This window comes from Paenibacillus chitinolyticus NBRC 15660, from assembly GCF_000739915.1.
GTDB lineage: Bacteria > Bacillota > Bacilli > Paenibacillales > NBRC-103111 > Paenibacillus_F > Paenibacillus_F chitinolyticus.
This window is the reverse complement of sequence record NZ_BBJT01000010.1, coordinates 200,027-217,114: the sequence shown is the minus strand read 5'-3', so window position 1 is coordinate 217,114 and position 17,088 is coordinate 200,027. Positions and strand designations below refer to the sequence as shown.

Annotated in this window: 18 protein-coding genes; 7 read left to right on the top strand and 11 right to left on the bottom strand. The window is 52.1% G+C overall.

Translation table 11 applies throughout. The features are described from left to right. The 7 genes from PCH01S_RS22430 to PCH01S_RS22395 all read right to left on the bottom strand — a co-directional run. Nucleotides 1-2,029, bottom strand: a 2,029-nt coding sequence (locus PCH01S_RS22430) for a DNA topoisomerase 3 (RefSeq protein ID WP_042233258.1), incomplete at its 3' end; no start/stop codon positions are given. A gap of 583 nt (nt 2,030-2,612) precedes the next feature. Then, complete coding sequence (locus tag PCH01S_RS22420; protein WP_042233254.1) at nt 2,613-3,140, bottom strand: peroxiredoxin family protein; 528 nt, start codon at nt 3,138-3,140, stop codon at nt 2,613-2,615. 15 nt (nt 3,141-3,155) lie between these two features. Further along, entirely contained in the window at nt 3,156-3,896 is a 741-nt protein-coding gene (locus PCH01S_RS22415) for an ABC transporter ATP-binding protein (protein ID WP_042233252.1), read from the bottom strand. Beyond that, on the bottom strand, nt 3,889-4,707 hold the full coding sequence (locus tag PCH01S_RS22410) for an ABC transporter permease (protein WP_042233250.1): 819 nt from the start codon (nt 4,705-4,707) through the stop codon (nt 3,889-3,891). Before PCH01S_RS22410 ends, PCH01S_RS22415 begins: the two co-directional genes overlap by 8 nt. Next, a complete protein-coding gene (locus tag PCH01S_RS22405; RefSeq protein ID WP_042233248.1) occupies nt 4,704-5,273 on the bottom strand; it encodes a nitrous oxide reductase accessory protein NosL in 570 nt (189 codons plus the stop codon). The genes PCH01S_RS22410 and PCH01S_RS22405 overlap by 4 nt, the downstream gene beginning before the upstream one ends. Continuing rightward, nucleotides 5,270-6,637: a right-handed parallel beta-helix repeat-containing protein gene (locus PCH01S_RS22400; protein ID WP_042233246.1), complete on the bottom strand. Its 1,368-nt coding sequence runs from the start codon at nt 6,635-6,637 to the stop codon at nt 5,270-5,272. The genes PCH01S_RS22405 and PCH01S_RS22400 overlap by 4 nt, the downstream gene beginning before the upstream one ends. Further along, nucleotides 6,634-7,017 carry a FixH family protein gene (locus PCH01S_RS22395; RefSeq protein ID WP_042233244.1) on the bottom strand — a complete coding sequence of 128 codons (384 nt, stop codon included), beginning with the start codon at nt 7,015-7,017 and terminating at the stop codon, nt 6,634-6,636. Before PCH01S_RS22395 ends, PCH01S_RS22400 begins: the two co-directional genes overlap by 4 nt. A 193-nt stretch (nt 7,018-7,210) precedes the next feature. On the opposite strand from PCH01S_RS22395, the gene PCH01S_RS22390 reads away from it, so the two are divergent. Continuing rightward, nucleotides 7,211-7,558, top strand: a complete 348-nt coding sequence (locus PCH01S_RS22390; RefSeq protein WP_009672845.1) for a hypothetical protein — start codon at nt 7,211-7,213, stop codon at nt 7,556-7,558. A gap of 280 nt (nt 7,559-7,838) precedes the next feature. Here PCH01S_RS22390 and PCH01S_RS22385 read toward each other — a convergent pair whose 3' ends face one another. Both PCH01S_RS22385 and PCH01S_RS22380 read right to left on the bottom strand, forming a co-directional pair. Further along, nucleotides 7,839-10,274, bottom strand: coding sequence for a glycoside hydrolase family 31 protein (locus PCH01S_RS22385; RefSeq protein ID WP_042233241.1), 2,436 nt, complete (start codon nt 10,272-10,274; stop codon nt 7,839-7,841). Nucleotides 10,275-10,277: 3 nt separating this feature from the next. Further along, nucleotides 10,278-11,321 (bottom strand): LacI family DNA-binding transcriptional regulator, encoded by a 1,044-nt coding sequence (locus PCH01S_RS22380; RefSeq protein ID WP_042233238.1) that lies wholly within the window; start codon nt 11,319-11,321, stop codon nt 10,278-10,280. Nucleotides 11,322-11,670: 349 nt separating this feature from the next. Here PCH01S_RS22380 and PCH01S_RS22375 point away from each other — a divergent pair, with 349 nt between their 5' ends. The 6 genes from PCH01S_RS22375 to PCH01S_RS30640 all read left to right on the top strand — a co-directional run bounded on the left by PCH01S_RS22375 (nt 11,671) and on the right by PCH01S_RS30640 (nt 15,595). After that, nucleotides 11,671-12,117, top strand: a complete 447-nt coding sequence (locus PCH01S_RS22375) for a DUF5946 family protein (RefSeq protein ID WP_042233236.1) — start codon at nt 11,671-11,673, stop codon at nt 12,115-12,117. A 356-nt stretch (nt 12,118-12,473) separates the two neighbouring features. Next, nucleotides 12,474-12,644 carry a hypothetical protein gene (locus PCH01S_RS30645; protein ID WP_156972859.1) on the top strand — a complete coding sequence of 57 codons (171 nt, stop codon included), beginning with the start codon at nt 12,474-12,476 and terminating at the stop codon, nt 12,642-12,644. 73 nt (nt 12,645-12,717) lie between these two features. Next, a complete protein-coding gene (locus tag PCH01S_RS31490) occupies nt 12,718-13,965 on the top strand; it encodes a hypothetical protein (RefSeq protein ID WP_241688711.1) in 1,248 nt (415 codons plus the stop codon). A 27-nt stretch (nt 13,966-13,992) separates the two neighbouring features. Further along, nucleotides 13,993-14,682 carry a hypothetical protein gene (locus tag PCH01S_RS31485; RefSeq protein ID WP_241688712.1) on the top strand — a complete coding sequence of 230 codons (690 nt, stop codon included), beginning with the start codon at nt 13,993-13,995 and terminating at the stop codon, nt 14,680-14,682. Nucleotides 14,683-14,741: 59 nt separating this feature from the next. Then, nucleotides 14,742-15,197, top strand: a complete 456-nt coding sequence (locus tag PCH01S_RS22365) for a hypothetical protein (protein WP_053228772.1) — start codon at nt 14,742-14,744, stop codon at nt 15,195-15,197. 68 nt (nt 15,198-15,265) lie between these two features. Beyond that, nucleotides 15,266-15,595, top strand: coding sequence for a hypothetical protein (locus PCH01S_RS30640; RefSeq protein ID WP_129112519.1), 330 nt, complete (start codon nt 15,266-15,268; stop codon nt 15,593-15,595). Nucleotides 15,596-15,792: 197 nt separating this feature from the next. On the opposite strand, the gene PCH01S_RS22355 is transcribed toward PCH01S_RS30640, so the two are convergent. Both PCH01S_RS22355 and PCH01S_RS22350 read right to left on the bottom strand, forming a co-directional pair. After that, the gene (locus PCH01S_RS22355; protein WP_042233232.1) at nt 15,793-16,296 is read right to left on the bottom strand and encodes a metallophosphoesterase family protein; all 504 of its coding nucleotides are present in this window, start codon (nt 16,294-16,296) and stop codon (nt 15,793-15,795) included. Nucleotides 16,297-16,330: 34 nt separating this feature from the next. Beyond that, complete coding sequence (locus PCH01S_RS22350) at nt 16,331-16,891, bottom strand: MOSC domain-containing protein (protein WP_042233230.1); 561 nt, start codon at nt 16,889-16,891, stop codon at nt 16,331-16,333. Nucleotides 16,892-17,088: the final 197 nt, after the last annotated feature.

Here is a 17,088-nt window from a genome sequence, read left to right as displayed (position 1 = left end):
CCGAAACCGCCAGGCCTGCCGGTGCGCCGCTCTCGCGGGCTGCAGTCCCTGCGGCTGCGCGCGCCCCGGGCGCCGTTCCCGCAGCCGCGCCGTCCGTGCCGGAGGCTTTGGCGCTCCGGCGCGTCTTGCCGGTCGCGGCCCGTCCGCCCGCTTTCCCGGCGGGCTCATCGCCCTCGAAGGCGGTTCTTGCCGCGCGGTTTTGGACGCGGACTTTGTCAACGATGAGCGTGGCGAACTTTTTGACATTTCGCATAAACGTCTCATCGGACGCTTGTCCGCGTGAAATTTCATTGAGCCGGCGCTCCCACTGGCCCGTCATCTCCGGCGAAGTGAGCAGTTCCACGCCCGCCGCGCGGATCAGTTCTACGGCCGTCCGGCCTTTGGGCGTCAGCGTGATGCGCTTGCCCTGCATCGTGACGTAGCCGACATGTTTCAGGCGCTCGATGGTCGCCGCTCGGGTAGCCGGAGTTCCGAGACCGGAGTCTTTCATCGCGTCGCGCAGCTCCTCATCCTCGATCTGCTTGCCCGCGCTTTCCATCGCTTTCAGCAGCGTGCCTTCCGTAAAAGCTTTAGGCGGCTGGGTCTCCTTCTCCTTGGCCGCCGCATCCCTGCAGTGAGCGCCGAGAGAAGCGTTCAGCGAAAACGGCTCGGACGTTTCTTCTTCCTCGGCCTCGTCCTCTTCCTTTCCCTTGTCGTCCTTCGCTTTCGCGCGTTTGCCGTCTTTCTTGGATTCGGGGTACAGCACCTTCCAGCCGAGCTGCAGCAGCTCCTTGACGGTCGTCTTGAACGTTTCTTTCTCCACTTCCGTCAGGACGGTGTGCACCTTATACTCGGCGGCCGGATAAAACTGCGACAAAAACCGGCGCACGATCAGATCGTACACCTTCTGCTCATCGGCCGACAATCCGTTTGCCCGTTTGCCGGTCGGGAGGATCGCGTGATGGTCTTCCACTTTGGCCGGGTTGCAAATCGCTTTATTGTTTTTGTGAACCAGATTCCGGTTGGCTTGGCGGACCCACTCGTCGTAGGCCGTTCCCTGGAGGGCCGAGAGCGTTTTGTGCATTTCCGGGATGTTCTGCTCCGTCACATAGTTGGAGTTCGTTCTCGGATACGAAATGACTTTGTGCTTCTCGTAGAGCGCCTGGGCCACGTCCAGCGTTTTTTTCGCCGAAAAGCCGAGCTTGGCATTGGATTCCCGCTGAAGAAGCGTCAAATCATACAGTTTGAACGGATATTCCTTCGTATCTTTGACTTCGTAAGACGCGATGCGAGCCGGTTTTCCTTTGACTTTGGCTGCAATGCCCTCGGCCTTGGCCGGGTCCGTAATTCGTTCTCCCTGCCACAATCCGCGGTATTCCGTCTGCTCCTGAGTGAAGAACGCCTCCACCTCGTAAAACTTCAAGGAGGAAAAATCTTCGATAAGCTTCTGACGGTCGTAAATGAGCGCCAGCACGGGAGTCTGAACCCGCCCGACGGATAAGAGCACATTATGCTTGGTCGTAAAAGCCCGGGAGCCGTTCATTCCGATGATCCAGTCCGCTTCGCTCCGCGCCCTTGCGGCTCTGGTCAGATTATCGAAATCGGAGCCGTCCTTCAACTGCTGAAAGCCGCTGCGGATCGTTTCCGCGGTCAAATCGGAGATCCACAAACGCTTGACGGGCTGCTTTAATTTCAAGTGACGCTGAATGAGCGAGAAAATATGCTGGCCCTCGCGCCCCGCGTCGCACGCGTTGACGATTTTGTCGCACTGTTTGGCGACTTCCTTGATCACTTTGAGCTGATCTTTCGTCCGGGGATTCGGCAGCAGCTTGAATTCGTCGGGAATGATCGGCAGATGCTCGAAGCGCCATTTCTTGTATTTTTCATCGTATTTATCGGGTTCTGCCAGCTCTATTAAGTGTCCAATGGCCCAGGTGATGATATAATCCGATCCCTCGATATACGTGCGTTTGTTCGCCGCTTTCGGTTCGATGACAGCGGCAATCGTCCGGCCCATATCCGGTTTTTCGGCAATCACAAGTGTTTTCAAAGGCTATCTTCCTATCTATGTATCTCGCTGCGTTTTCCGCAGTGCAAGACATCCATCTTTTTGTCGTTCCGGCGCCAGGTTCTTGTTTCTCGTACACTTCAGTATATCGGCCCGGGAGTATCCCTGCAAGGGACGGAAGACGGGATAGAAAGATGTTCGGCAGGAAAATTTCTCCGAAATCGCGGTGTGCGGCAGGTCCTGGGTTCCCGTTTTAACGGAGAGACGGTTTCCGCGGCGGTCGCCGGAAGCGTCGTGAACAGCGCCTATATCAAAAAAAAACTTACGGAAAAATTAAGTGTCGGCAACCACAAGACCTACTGCTGGCAGCCACCCGTTTCTTGCCTGCGGCCGGTGCTCTCCTGGTGGGTTGCCGGAGCCTCGGTATCCCCCTGACGGAGGAGGTGCCGGATAATCTTCGGCGGCATCCCGCCTGCGGAGGCTGATACTCGCCGGCCGGTCGTCATCGACGGGCGTTTACCGCGAATGAACGAAAAACTCCGGACCTTCGGCGGTCCGGAGTTTTTTAGCGGCGGCAGTGAAAAGATACGGACGGCTTCCGGTTCTACCCGAAGCCAGCCTTCATTCATCTGCTCAGGCTTTGCAGCAGCTTCTTCACTTCCGAAGAGCTGGTCAGCTCACCCGGACGAATCGCCGCGATTTTGCCGTCGGGATCAATCAGGAACGTGGCCGGAAGGCCGACGACCCGGTATTTTTGGGCGGCCTCGCCGCTCGGATCAAGCAGGACGGGAAATGCAAGGTTTTCCCGCATAGCGAATTCGTTCGCCGTTCCTCTCGATTCGCCTACGTTGACAGCGACAATTTCCACGTCCGGAATTCCTTCTAGGTAAGCTTCATTCATACGGGGCATCTCATGCGTACAAGGGCCGCACCAGGAGGCCCAGAAATTAAGCAGCACGCCCTTCCCCCGGTAGTCGGAAAGCGCTGCGGAACGGCCGTCCAATCCGGTAACGGTAAAATCCGGCGCCATCGCACCGGTCCGGACCGCCACGGCCGGCTCCTTCGAATCCGCATGGAGCAGGGTGTACGCCAGGGCGGCCGCGATCAGCCCTGCGATAAGCAGGACGGCTCCTCGCCGCAGCTTATGTGTCAAATCTTCCGCCTCCCTCTAAATCCCGCCGTCTCCGCCGGTACGATAGCCGAACAGCTTGGAGAAGGCCGCCTGCAGCCCCCCGGGACCGTAGGCTTCCCGGAAAGACTCGGCCGTCCCCTCCTCAGCTATGCGCCCTTCTTTCAGGAACACGACATGATCGGCGGCCGACTCCGCCACGCCAAGCTGGTGCGTGGAGAACAGAACGGCATGACCTTCCCGTTTCGCGTAGCGGACAAGCTCGACGAACGAATCCATCCAGTAAGGATCAAGTCCGTTGGTCGGTTCGTCCATGATGAGCAGCGCCGGCTTGGCCAGCAGAGCCTGGGCGAACAGCAGCCGCTGCCGCATGCCTTTGGAGAAGGAGCTGACCGGCTTGCGCCTCACATCGGCCAGTCCGACCAGCTCCAAGGTTTCCAGCACTCTCGCTTTGGAAACCTTGCGCAGCGAAGCCCAGAACACAAGCGTTTCCTCCGCCGACAACCCTTGGCCGAACAAATAATCATCCGGCATGTACCCGATCTGCTGCGCATACGCCGTGCGATTTTCTTTCCACTTCCGGCCGTTTACCTCGATAACCCCCGAAGTGGGCTGCGTAATACCTGCTATCATCCGCAGAATGGTGCTTTTCCCGGCACCGTTCCCGCCGCAGAGGGTCAGCACCTGTCCCCTGCTTATCCGGAGGTTGACCGAGTGAATAATCGGCTGTTTGCCGATTTTTTTATGCAAGTCAGACACTTGCAGGACATTCTCAGCCACGGGAACGCCCCCTTTCCCAGATCCAGTTGGCCAAGCCTGCGCATACGGCGATCCAGACCAGGCACAAGCCCATAAATACCAGAGTTCCTTCCGGACGGCCGATCCAGCGGACCCACTCGTAATATTCGGGCCCCAGCGCCGCACCGCCTCCGAGCTTCACGACGACGAACAGCCGGACAAGCTCCGCCGGGTTCAGGAATGTGAGCGCCACAAGCGCGCTTTTGATCCAGACGTAAGGAAGCTGGCCGAGAACGGCTATCAGCAGCGTCGGCCAGCCGATCACCGCGAAAAACCACACCGCCACACCTGCGGTCAGTGCCTGCCAGCGGTTCTTGGCAAACGTGCCCAGTACGAGCGCGATCGCAAGAAACAGCAGAACGAGCCCCGTGGAGAAGGCAAAAAACAACCCGAGCGTAGCCGGCTGCAGCCCCCTTCCAGTCAACGCCCCGACTATGCCCGTCAGGCCGTATCCGAAGGCGACGATGGTCAGCATAACCACGGTCAAACCGGTATATTTCCCGGCAATAAACGCAAATGTAGCGAGCGGATACGTTGAAAGAAGCTGCCAGCTTCCTTCTTCCTTCTCCGCCGTTAACGAAAACGAACCCAGCAGAAGCGTCATTAGCGGAAGTAGATATAAGATCAGATTTAGCATGGAAGAGGTAGAGCTTGAATAGCCCTCTACGAAGCTTTGAGCGTTAATGAGAAGCAAAGAGAGGCTGAATAAAGAAAAGAGGGCCATAAACGAATAGGCCCACGGGTTTCTAAACCCGACTTTTACTTCTCGCAGTGCGATCGTCAGCACGTTCATTTGCCGTGCGTTCCCTGGTCGCCGGCTTTGCCGCCGTGAGCGTCCTTATCCCCGCCGGCTTCCGGCGTGACGCTGTGGTCATGGCTTCCGCCCATGTTCATCATGCTTTTACTCTGCTCCCACGTGTGCTTGCCGAGATCCGCAGCCGTCATCACTTTGCCTTTTTTCTGGCTGTCCGCGAACTTCTGGGCTTCCGCTTTATCCTTAAACGAATAGATGCCGTAAGCCATCGGGGATTTGAAGGAAGGATCGTACACGTAAGTCGCATCCTCATACTTGATCCATTCTTTGTTGTTATAATCCCGGACAAACTGGACTTGGATGGAGTCCGCCGCATTTTTCCCTTTCCATTCGTTCATACAGCCGAGATCGTCGAATTTGTAGGTTTTTCCGTCTTTCGTTTTGAGCTGGACGGCAAACGCGTCGTCTTTGATCTGCATGTTGCAGATCGCGCATTTATCCGTTTCTTCGTTGATGGGTTCCGCCTGATCCTTCGCTTTCCCGCAAGCGGACAAAATTGTCATAATCAGCAGTACACTCAGCAAAAACAACCCAGTTTTTTTCATCCTCTTCTTACCCCCACATAATAAATTGTACTGACGGACGCCAGCAGCAGCAGGAGCCCGAATACTAGCGTCGTATTCCCCGCCGATCCGCTTAACGGCTTTTGTTCCGGCCCCGTTCCCGGCTTCATCAAAGGCGCTTCATCCTTGGTCCAGCCTTCACGGTCCGAGGCGTACATCCCTTCGAGAAACTGCATCCCCGGCGACTGAAAAAACAACTGGTAAGCGGGAACCGCCCCCGTCAATCTTTGAAAAAAAGGATTCAGCGCATACGACAACTCGCTGCTCCCGTCCCCGTCGCTGTCCAGACCGCGGAACGCCTCCCAGAAGTTGCCGCTGAATGCGTTGCTCTCGCTCTCATTCGCTTCCGCCTCGATTACGTTGCCGATAAAACGGTTGCCGGTGAAGCGGTTATTTTCCGATTCCAGAAACTGGACGCCCACGAAATTTTGCAGCACGTCGTTGTTAGTGAACTCGTTGGAGCCCGATTGCTCGACATAAAGGCCGACCCGGTTGCCCTCCACTTTGTTGCCGGTTACTTTCGAATTATGTACGTCGAAGAACAGCAATCCCTGAGAGTTCACGCTCTCGCTCTGTTTCGTAAAGGAATTGCCCGATACCTCGGCTTCTTTGACGCCCATGATCATGGCGCCCGTGATGTTGTACATGCCGGTGTTGCCCCGGACGACCGTCCCCTTCGTGTACATGCAGTGAATCCCGTACCGGGAATGTTCGACGGCATTGGCTTCCACCTTGTTCCGATGGCTGCTTTCCAGATAAATGCCGTCGTTCATGGAGCTTACCCGGTTGCCTGAGATCACGTTATCGTGCGCGTTGAAAAGATCGATGCCATTGCGTCTTTCGGACAGCTTGGCCGCTCCGCTTCCGGTCCGGACGACGGAATTATTCTCGATCCGGTTGTGCCCCGTATCCCGCAGCAGAATGCCGAAAGCATCCGTGCGGATATCCAGCGAATGAAGCAAGGCTCCGCTTCCCTGGACCAGCACCGCGGACGTGTCGGAAGACGCCCCTTCCCCGTCCTGCTCAATCTGCAGGCCTTTCAGGGAAACATCGTCCGCCCGGACGGTAATAGCGGGCTTTCCGCTGCCGTCCTTGTTCCTGACGACGGCACCGCTCTGCCCCTCGATCACGATGGGACGGGTAATAACGGCCGGGCCCTCGTAGGAGCCTGCCGGGAGCCGGAGCAGACCGCCGGACGGCGTACGGTCGATGAGCTGCTGCAGCTCGGCGGGCCGGGCCGCACCCGCGTCCGGCGGAGCCGCTTCCGCCCGCTGGTGAGGCAGCCATAGCACGGCGGCCGCCGCGGCACAGACGCACAGCCACAGGGGAATCAGACGGAGCTTCATGAAACGTCAAGCACCTTTTTCTTGGTGATGTGCAGCACTCCCTGGTAGAGATGCACGTAAATGGCATATTTGCCGGGCTGATCGAACGTTTTCTCTATCGAGTAATTTCCGTCCCCGCTTGATTTCGCATCCAGCAGTTCCGGAAGCCCGCTGTTGTCCGCCAGGCGGACGTCAAGCTGGACTCTCGCCCCCTCTTGTGTGGTTAATCCGGTAATCTTCGCGGTGACCACCGCTTTCTCGCCTGTCTTGACCGGTGAAGGCTCGGTGACAAGATCGACTTTGACTTTGGCCGGGTCTTGTCCCTTAAGTTCGGACGAGCAAGCCGTGACCGCAAACACCAGAAGAACGGCCAGCAGGAATCGGCTGATCGGTTTTAGCAAGGCAAGGCCTCCTTTCCTTTCGCTTCCATTATTCTTACACGCGGCTGCCCTTTTTAATATGACTCAACAGGGCTATTCTCGTTAACATTGTGTGAATAGTTTATTTCGCCCGGAACAAATAAGTTTTCCAGCGGTTAATTTGTTGCGCGCCGGAAACATTAAACGGGAAGAAACAGACAAAGGAGACTAGCTCATGTTTATGGTATACGGAATCGCCCTGCTTCTGGCGGGACTTCTGACGATCAACAGCATCTTCTCGTACCAGAGCAAACACATCGATCCTTCGCTCTGGCAAACCTTGTGGTTTCAGTGTAAAATGATCCCGCTGGTGTTTGCGGCCAACGTCATGATCGGCTACGGCGTGAAGTTCTGCTACAAGACGACGGGCAACTTGACCTTGTCCTTAGGCATATCCAAAGGCATCGAGATTTTTATCTGCGTGCTGATGGGGTACATCTTCCTGAAGGAAATTCCGAACTGGAAAACCTGGGTCGGCCTCGGTATCGTGGTCGGCGGCTTTGTGATCACCAAGCTGAAATAGCGGTGACGAGGCGGAGCAAGGAGCAGAGGGACTGTCTGGGACTGTCCGGGACTGTCTGGGACTGTCTGGGACTGTCCGGGATTGTCCGCACGAATCGGACAGAAGCGAGCGGATTTGAGCTTATCCTCCACTGTTGTGCGCAGCTGCCGGGCTACTCTCCGCCTCGCCGGCTTATTCGTGACACAGCGGCCGTACATCCGGGCACGCTAAAAAGCCCCGACCCCTGAAAGGGGCCGGAGCTTTCGCACCGCCGGAAGCGGTCTGACCGCGCGCCGAACGATCAGGCGCGGATGTGTAAAATCTGCTGCGGGGTGTCCGCTGTCCGGATCAGAATCTCTCCCGCCGCTTCGTCGTAGGTCCAGCCGGCTGCGGACTGCTCCCGGTCGATCACCCCGGCTTCCAGACGCTGGAGGCCTTCGACCGCCGCAGGAACGAATCCCGCAAGTTTGATGCGGATCAGGAAGCTGCGGTCCGCGTCGGGCAGCCCGGTGTGCTCGTAAGCCCAGGCCAGCTTCATGCCTCCGTCCGCCGCTTCCGTGGACATGCGGATCACATTGTACGCTCCCTGCTCGTACCCGTAAGTGATCCCGTCGTCTTCGTACACGGTTCCTTCGGAACTGCCGCCGGAAGCATAAATGTTCCACGTCAGAGACGCTGCCGTTCTCTCGTCCGCATGCTGCTTAAGCGGCTCTTCCGCAAGGATGGCTCCCGCTTTGATATACATCGGCATAATGTGGAGCGGCGCGTGGGCGAGAATATGTTTCGGTCCCGCATGCTTCTCCCCGCTCCAGTAGTCGATCCACTCGCCTTCCGGGATATACACGGCGCGGTGCTCCGTATCGGGACGGTAGACCGGGGCGACGAGAACGCTGCTGCCGAACAGGAACTGGTCGCTGAGGTTCGTCACCTGCGGATCGTGCGGATATTCCAGCACAAGCGGCCGCAGAATCGGCATCCCGGTCCGGGATGCTTCGTGGAACAGCGTGTACAATACCGGCATCCAGCGGTAGCGGAGCTCGATATAAGTGCGGCAGATTGCCTCGGTCTCTTCGCCGAACGACCACGGCTCCTGGCGGACGGAGTCGATCACACTGTGGTTGCGGCAGAAAGGAAACAGCGCCCCCATTTGCGTCCAGCGGGCAAGCAGTTGTCCCGTGGAGTGATGCGCGAAGCCGCCGATATCGGGGCCCGTGAACGGAATCCCGGACAACCCCAGGTTCAGCACCATCGGAATCGCCATCGCCATATGCTCCCAGAAGCTGCGGTTGTCGCCCGTCCATACGGCGGCATAACGCTGCACACCGCTGTAGCCCGCGCGGGTCAGAACGAACGGCCGCTCGCCGCCCAACTGCTCCCGGAGACTTTCGAATGTCGCTTTGGACATCATCATGCCGTACAAGTTATGCAGTTCTTCGTGCGTCTTGCTGTCTCCGTTATTGCCATGGATGACGTCGAGATCCATCGTTTTGGATTCGTTGAACACAGCCGGCTCGTTCATATCGTTCCAAATCCCCGTGATTCCGAGGTCCACGTAGAACTTGTGCTTCTCCCCCCACCATTTGCCCACGGCATCTTCCGTGAAATCGGGGAACGCGCTTTTACCGGGCCACACGTCTCCGATAAACAGCTCGCCTTCCAGCTTTTTGCAGAAATAGCCGTTCTCGATCCCTTCCCGGTAAATCGGGTATTTGGGATCTTTTTTGACGCCGGGATCGACAATCGGCACGATGCGCATGCCAAGCTTTTTCAGCTCCGCCATCATTCCTTCCGGGTCCGGAAAACGGTCCTTATCGAACGTAAAGACGCGGTACTGATCCATGTAATGGATATCGAGATGAATGACGTCGCACGGGATGTTTCTCTCGCGGAACGTGCGTGCCAGCTCCAGTACTTCCTGCTGGTTCATATAGCTGTAACGGGACTGATGGTAGCCAAGGGACCATTTCGGCGGCATAGAGATGCGGCCCGTCAGCTTTGTGTAACGGCCGACGACGTCTTTGGGCTGCGGACCGAAAATGAAATACAGGTCATACTCCCCGGTCGTGCATTGAATCGTAAAAAGATCGGGATGCGTGCGCATATCGAAATCCGTGCGGCCGGGATTGTCGAGAAACAATCCGTAAGTTCCGGTTTGATGCATGTGAATGAGCAGAGGGATCGATTCGTACAGCGCTTCGATTTCCGGTACATGCGGCGCGAACACGTCGGAGTTCCACATCGCGTAGCGCTCTCCCCGCTTGTCCAGGAAGCTCGTTTTCTCCCCGAGGCCGTAAAAATGAGAGTCCGTCCCCATCACATAGGAGCCGCTCAGCGAGCCTCGTGTCGTCCACGAAAGCGTGGGCTGCTTCATCAAAAGCTCGCCTTCCGGCGTTTGAACCGTCAAAGCGAACGTTTCTTTCTCGACGATCAGGCGCAGCGCGGAAGTGCGGAATTCGAACGCTTCCGGGCTTTCCGTCCGGTCGGCTTTAACCGGTTGAAACGCCTCCGACAATACAGCGACGGTCGCGGCCTTGAACTCCGGCTTATTCCCGTGGAACAATTTGATCCGGAACAGCCCGCATTCCAAAAAAGTCAGCAGCAGATTGGCATGCTGTCCGTGAATCACATAAGAATCGTCCAGCTCCGTTACGCGTGCGGCGCGTCCGGGTGCTTTGGGGGCCACTTCCAGCACCGTATCGATGGATTTGTCGGGATGTATGGTTTCGCTCGTTTGCATGGCCTATTCCTCTTTCTGAATGGAGTTGGATTGGAACCGCCGGGCGGTGCTCTGGCGGCGTTTAAGTTCGACGGGCAGCGTAACCGAATGTTCGGCCGGAACGCTTCCGCGGATCATGCTGAGAATGCGGCGTATCGCCGTCTTCCCCTTGGTGCCGATATCCTGCCGGATCGTGGTCAGGGAGGGCGTCATAAAGCCCGCGTAGTCGATATCGTCATACCCCATGACGGAGAGATCGTCGGGAATTCGTACGCCGAGTTCTTGCAGCCCTTTCATCAGCCCGATTGCCGCCACATCGGAAAAAGCGAAAACGGCGGTGACCTTCGGGCTGAGCATGTAAACCTGCTGGGCGCTGTGGTAGCCGCCGAGCAGAGAGACCGGCGTCTCGACGAGCAGAGCGCGGTCCGCTGCGATGCCGCTCTCCTCCAGCGCCCGGGTATAGCCGAGCCAGCGTTCTTCATAGACGCCCGAAGTGACGATGTCGCCCGCGATGACGGCAATCCGCTCATGCCCGAGCGACAATAGGTGCTTCGTCCCGAGGTAACCGCCCATCCGGTCGTTCATATTGACGACCTGGAGGTTCTCCCCTCCGGCGAGGTAGCAGTCCAGATACACGCACGGAACGTCGAGCTGGGCGATGCGCCCCAGCAGCGGGGAATCGCCGGTTATCCCGATAGCGATAATGCCGTCGAGCTGCCGCTCCTGCACAAAGGTGAGCGGGTCCTCTTCCGTCACGCCGGAAACGATAACATGCAGGCGCTCTTCCCTCGCTTCCGCTTCGACGGCCATGACGAGCTGCCAGTAAAACGGGTTGTCCTCGAGCCGTCCCCTATCGCCGGTCGGGACCAGAATCCCGATGAGCTGGGAGCGCCTTTCTTTCAGATAACGGGCCGCCGTGCTGGGCGCATAATCGTGCCGGTCGATGACCCGGAGCACTCTCTTGGCGGTTTCACCGGAGACTCTTCCGGTTCCGTTCATCACGTTCGATACGGTCGCGATGGATACGCCGGCCTCGGCCGCTATGTCTTTAATCGTTATTTTGTTCATCGTTCCCCCAAATCGGCCGATTTGTCAGAAATTTGATTAATCGTTTTACATCTAAATGTTCCTATCATCTTTGTTTATCCTTCTTACATCTTCTTACGAAATGATTGTACTCCGGAATGTTTTGATGGATCAATGATTAAACGTTTCATCTATTTTAAGCATCCGCTTTTTCGAACATTCTCCATTTTTCGCCATGCTCCGTTTCATCTTTGTATTGATATTTGTCATAGAAGAGTGTATGAAGGTTGTAACGCAGCTAAATGGGTTAAGACTGCCCGCAGTCTATGATAAGTCATCTTTTTCTTGTTAACTTGTAAACAGAAGAGTTTTGATGGGAGGTCATTCCAAAGTGGTTGATAATCGTACAGTTATGGAGTCCGGAAGATGTATGGAATGCGGAGCTGAGGGGATAGACGGGTTTTCCTGCTACGAATTATTCGGTTTCCCTCTTGTTTGGGAACATAATGACCCGAAATTATATGATTTACATTTTTGGCTTGTTTCATGTTACATGATCCAGCATCCTTCCAATTATACGGAAGAAGGTTACCGGCAGCTGGTCCGTTTATTTATTGACGCTTATGATCACGATTGGGACACTGCGTATATTCTTAAGAGAAATCGGGAGTTAATGAAGAACGTAGATAAACTGACAAATCCTCTTCCGAATAAAGACAGACAACGCAAGCTCGCATTTTGGTCCATGACAATTGAAGATATTTATCTCGGCGGCGAACAACAGGCAATCGCAAACATCATAAGATGGAAAAAACAAATACGACATGAACTGGGCTAACCATTTGAAAAGACAGCCGGCCACCGGTAATCTCCCCGCCGCAATTCGTTCTAAAGAATAACAGCCTCTTCGAAAAAAAAGACAGCCGCATCTACCGTAACGGGTTCCGTTTTCGGGTGCAGAACAGCTAATTGACACTAAAAATGACGCACAAACTGACAACAGTTTGAAGCGTCATTTTTCTTTATATATCAAAGTTTTTTTAAACTTTCTTCGCATAAATGACATCAATTTTGACCATGCATTTTCTATGTTCAATAAAAATTGTAAATGAAAAGTTACATGCCAATTCTACTGTCAGTTTTGTTGCCAAAATTGTTATAATATTAATATGTTAAAGATTGGAGGAATCCACAATGGAATTTATTAAACCCGTTCATGTTGAACGTAGTAATGTGGAATGGCAAGTTACAGACCGAATAAAGGCAATAGTTAAATACTATTCTGAGTATACAGGCATAAGTGAAAACGAAGTTTTAGATCGCTTTTTAGTCAACATTCTTGAAGATCCTGATTTCAAGCAATAGATACAGACTAAGCGCCGTAATACACGAATGTTAAAACAACTTTATCCAGACAGAGAAAGTGAAGGGGTCTCTGATGAGCAAACGTAATCTTAAACGTCTATCAACGTTTGATGATAAAGTCGTGCAAATTGAAACCCCCATACATGAAGACGAAATCCATAATCGTCAAAACGACTACTCATTGCTTCCCCCACAGCAGTTTGCAAAGAAGTATCGCTCTTTGTTGTTTCAGCCTGTTAAAATCACATACAAAGGTAAACCATTTGAAATTAACACTAATCATTGCCTTGACCCTTATTGCAAATGGTTCGGTCTTCCGCAAAGGAAGTTCGATGATGTTAAGGGAAAACCGCATCGTTATTTTATTGGAAGCCCGAAGGATGGGAAGCAACGAATTAATTGCAATGATGACCCTATAAACCATGGCAAAGGACAGTTAACATTAAATTGCTCTACCCCAACCGCATCTAACTGGTCACTAGCCGAAGAAATATTGCGACTTGAAACATTAAACCGCACTCAAAGTTTTAACAATAAGGATTACGAGTTTCATAAAGAAAATTGTTCAATTTCTATTGCCTCCCCCTTTCATCATCCAAGAGAATTTTATCGTAGAGGAAAGAGTAGTAGTAATTCAGAAAAGTGGCAATGTAAAGAGTGCAAAAAAATCACAAATGTATTGCCAATGAGAAATCAGTCATTCGTATACCATCAAAAGAGAAATGATATTCTCCACGATCTTGCAAAAGCATTAATCAACAGAACGCCAGTCAAAAGAACATGTGAAATGCTAAAAATCGGTTCAAGCACATATTACAACAAGTTAGAATGGCTTTATCGCCGTTGTTTAGAGTTTCTTGAACGATATGAAACAGAAGCCTTTTCCACAAAAACATTCGAAACAATGTGGCTTAATACTGACAAACTTGTTTACAACTTAAATAACGTTCGTAAGAAGGGTCATGGTGGAAAACGATATGATAACGTTGAAGAAAGAATACTTCAAACCCATATTGTCGTAACATCAGATGTTCAAACAAGATATGTGTTACGTTCCGATGTGGCGTATGATTGGAATATTACCCTTGAACAATTGGAACAAGATACAGTCTACTACAAAGATGATCATATAAATAACTTTTCTCGTAAGAATGAACGTTATCGTTTTCCATTTGCTCCTCAACCACCAACGTTAGCTGATACTCAATCTACCTTAGAATACAATGACGAACGTGCTAAGTTTGAGAAACGAAAAATGTACATTGATGGACTACATGTTAATTCGTCCTATACAACATATGCTCAACTTTGGTTAATATAAAGAATGGTTGATGCAAAAGAGTGGCGAATGATTACTGACGATGACGCATCACTCTATAATTCATTTTTTAGAGTTTTTTCAAAAGAAGTTAGCCTTGGAGAAGCCCATCATTTTATTACTATTGTTGATAAAAGCAAAAGTCTTCAAGAGGCATTTAAAGAATATCAAGAAGGTCGAAAAGAACTTACAGCTTGGGGTATCAGTAATGGAGTCGTAGATAGTTCAATCAGCAGGGTTGCTTATTTAAAGTTGAAAAAGCAATTGGAGAATCACACTTTTCACACAGAAATTTTGAGAAATGGGAAAACGTATCGTAAGTGGGGAAATAACAAAATAACCCATCCCTTACCTTCTATTGACCAAGGATGGTATAACGTTGATTGCACCTCAGATTTATCTTCGTATGAACCAAAGCAGATTGCAAAAATGATTTTACAAGTTATTGATAAATCAACTAATGCTTTTCTTCAACAGATTCGAAGAAGACTTAATATATTAGAACGCCCTTTGGTTACTGCCAGAGGTGATAAGAAAAGTTATATCTATTCAAACTTTAACCCTCAATATGCTCAATATGCTGTTACCATTCTTCGTACTTTTTATATCTTTTGCTTACCATATCGTTCTTCTAACGATGAGCAAAAACTAACGCCAGCCCAAAGAATGGGTCTGACTAACAAGATATTTTCAATTCAAGATATCTTATACTTCAAGTAATGAGGGTTTTAAATGTCGACTATCCGCGAGGTAATAAATAAGTTTTGGAGGTTGTTTGAATGAATAACTTAGAATGTAAGATGGCTATACGACATGGGTTTGTAGATAGATATGTTGATGGTGAAATAAGAAAATGCGAAAACAATACCTCGTTCTTTGACTTTTCTATTGATGGAAATTCACTGTTTAACACTTTGCAACCCTACGATTTTATATCTGTGTTGAGTCATAAAGATGAAGAATTACAACGTAATGAATTTGATAAACTTCTGCTAAATGCTCCATCAGGATTAGAGAGCGGGCGCTATATGATATTTGTTTGTCCTATGTGTGCTGATTTGGGATGTGGAGCAATTACAGTTTCAATTCAGCGCGAAGAAGAACATATTGTTTGGAAAGATTTCAGCTACGAAGATGGCGAAAAAACCAAATCATTGCATTTGGGAACATTCATATTTGAATGGGCTAATTATACAAAAACCATCTCGTCTGCTTCATTTGAAAAGAACGAATAACTTTAAAAACCTAATGAAAGAAGGGGAGTCTAATCGCTTTTTCTCATTTAATAATAGAACTACACTGTTTGTATGGAATCGGTGACGAAGAAGAAAAGGATGTTGTTCCTACATTTTGCAAATGCGGACCCCAAAAGCCAGGATATCATTGTTTAGCAAACAATTGTCAATTTGCGGGACATGCACCTGCTCCGTATGAAATTGCTTACTCTCACGCTAATGGGGAAGTAAGCCACGATGCTTGGATAGGCTTTGGTGGAGATATGGAACCTGAACCCTACAATGAGAATGAGGTTACTACTCTCAAGGATACATGGCAGAAGGTTTGCAAGCATAAAGTTGACGAAGCATACAATGAATATATGATAAAAACCAAACTACAAGATAAATCCAACTGACCGCCTAATTACGGCGGTTTTTCCTTTTGGAAGATATCAAAGCCATAGAAAACAAAAGACGTGCCAGATGGCACGTCAATATGTTTGTCAGTCACAACTTTTGCACCTCAAAACGGAACCCGTTACATCTACCGCAGCCGTCCTTATTTTCCTTCCGTTTGTCATGCTCTCTGCCGTCATTCACAGTCTCTGCCCGGCTATTCCCGGGAATCGAAAAAAATATGCCTCGCTTCGGTTTTTTCCCCGTCCGTCTCGATCAACCCGAACGAATACCGGGGCTGCCACCGCTTATCCCAAGGCGAGCCGGGGTTAAAAAGAAGCAGGCCGTCGATCCGTTCCGAATACGGAATATGCGAATGGCCGAAAACGATCACATCCGGATTGTCGGCCTGAAAAGTGAACAAGGCGCGCTGCTCCGTCGATCTTCCCCGGCCGCGGTCCCCGTGGACAAGCCCGATGGTGAGCCCGCCGGCCTCGATCAGCTTGCTGTATCCGAATCTCTTTACAATGTCCGGACCGTCATTGTTCCCCGCGACGGATTCCACGGGCGCAATCCTCTCCACCCACTCGATAATTTCCGGGCTGGTCCAGTCTCCGGCATGCAGAATAAGGTCGACCCCTTCCAGACCCTTCAGAACGGCATCGGGCAGCTTGCCTGCCGTTGGTCTCATATGCGTATCGGACAATACTCCTATTTTCATGCTGCAAAACTCCTTTCAAACGGCAAGTATCAGCTTACAATTCGTCCGGAAAAAGAATCCTTACCTCGTCCCCCGCGGATACGATGCCGGGTCTCTCGACCGAAGCCACGATTCCTCTGCGGTTCCAGGCGGCTTTGACGAACTTGCCCGCAAGCTTGGGATTCCCCGTCTGCTCGGCGATCACCTTACCGGGATGGACGCACGGTTCGTTCTCTCCCTCGCACACGAGTCCCGCTCCGCTCGGAAACAAAATTCTCGTTCCCCGCGGCAGTGCGGTCAGACGTTCCAGCCCCTTGAGCGCCATGTTCGCTCCCAGCCACTCGGGCGCGACGCGTTCAATGCCGAGAGCGGCCGCAATCTCTTCGCATTCCTCCTCGGACACGATGCTGATCTGACGCCGGTTCATGATCTCGGTTCCGCGCGGATACATCGGCTGGCGGACGTCGGCCTTGCTGGTCACTCCGAAATGCCGGTCTCCGACTAATCCTCCGAACTGCATTTCCGCCCAATCGAGATGGCGCGTAATAAACGTCCCCGGCTTGTCCGCAATAAGAAGACCGGTCATGACGGCTAGTTGTTCGTTTCCTTTTTTCATGGCTGCTCACTCCAGATTCGGTTCGGAGAACTTAAGCTTCATCTTTAGATGATGTGGTTCTCTGAAAATATGCAGTCATTATATCACAAGGATGATCCTGCCAGAAACTCGGGCTTGCCGCCTCCGGCAGACCGTCTGTCCGTACCTTCAGTTTATGCTGTGCAGGATCCTGTCCGCCATGCCCGGCGTTGTTGCCA

Coding starts and splice junctions, on each gene's coding strand:
- PCH01S_RS22380 (WP_042233238.1), bottom strand. CDS start 11,321: ATGAACAAAATAACGATTAAAGACATAGCGGCCGAGGCCGGCGTATCC.
- PCH01S_RS22350 (WP_042233230.1), bottom strand. CDS start 16,891: ATGAAAAAAGGAAACGAACAACTAGCCGTCATGACCGGTCTTCTTATT.
- PCH01S_RS22405 (WP_042233248.1), bottom strand. CDS start 5,273: ATGAAAAAAACTGGGTTGTTTTTGCTGAGTGTACTGCTGATTATGACA.
- PCH01S_RS22365 (WP_053228772.1), top strand. CDS start 14,742: ATGAATAACTTAGAATGTAAGATGGCTATACGACATGGGTTTGTAGAT.
- PCH01S_RS31485 (WP_241688712.1), top strand. CDS start 13,993: ATGATTACTGACGATGACGCATCACTCTATAATTCATTTTTTAGAGTT.
- PCH01S_RS31490 (WP_241688711.1), top strand. CDS start 12,718: ATGAGCAAACGTAATCTTAAACGTCTATCAACGTTTGATGATAAAGTC.
- PCH01S_RS22355 (WP_042233232.1), bottom strand. CDS start 16,296: ATGAAAATAGGAGTATTGTCCGATACGCATATGAGACCAACGGCAGGC.
- PCH01S_RS22385 (WP_042233241.1), bottom strand. CDS start 10,274: ATGCAAACGAGCGAAACCATACATCCCGACAAATCCATCGATACGGTG.
- PCH01S_RS22390 (WP_009672845.1), top strand. CDS start 7,211: ATGTTTATGGTATACGGAATCGCCCTGCTTCTGGCGGGACTTCTGACG.
- PCH01S_RS30645 (WP_156972859.1), top strand. CDS start 12,474: ATGGAATTTATTAAACCCGTTCATGTTGAACGTAGTAATGTGGAATGG.
- PCH01S_RS22400 (WP_042233246.1), bottom strand. CDS start 6,637: ATGAAGCTCCGTCTGATTCCCCTGTGGCTGTGCGTCTGTGCCGCGGCG.
- PCH01S_RS22410 (WP_042233250.1), bottom strand. CDS start 4,707: ATGAACGTGCTGACGATCGCACTGCGAGAAGTAAAAGTCGGGTTTAGA.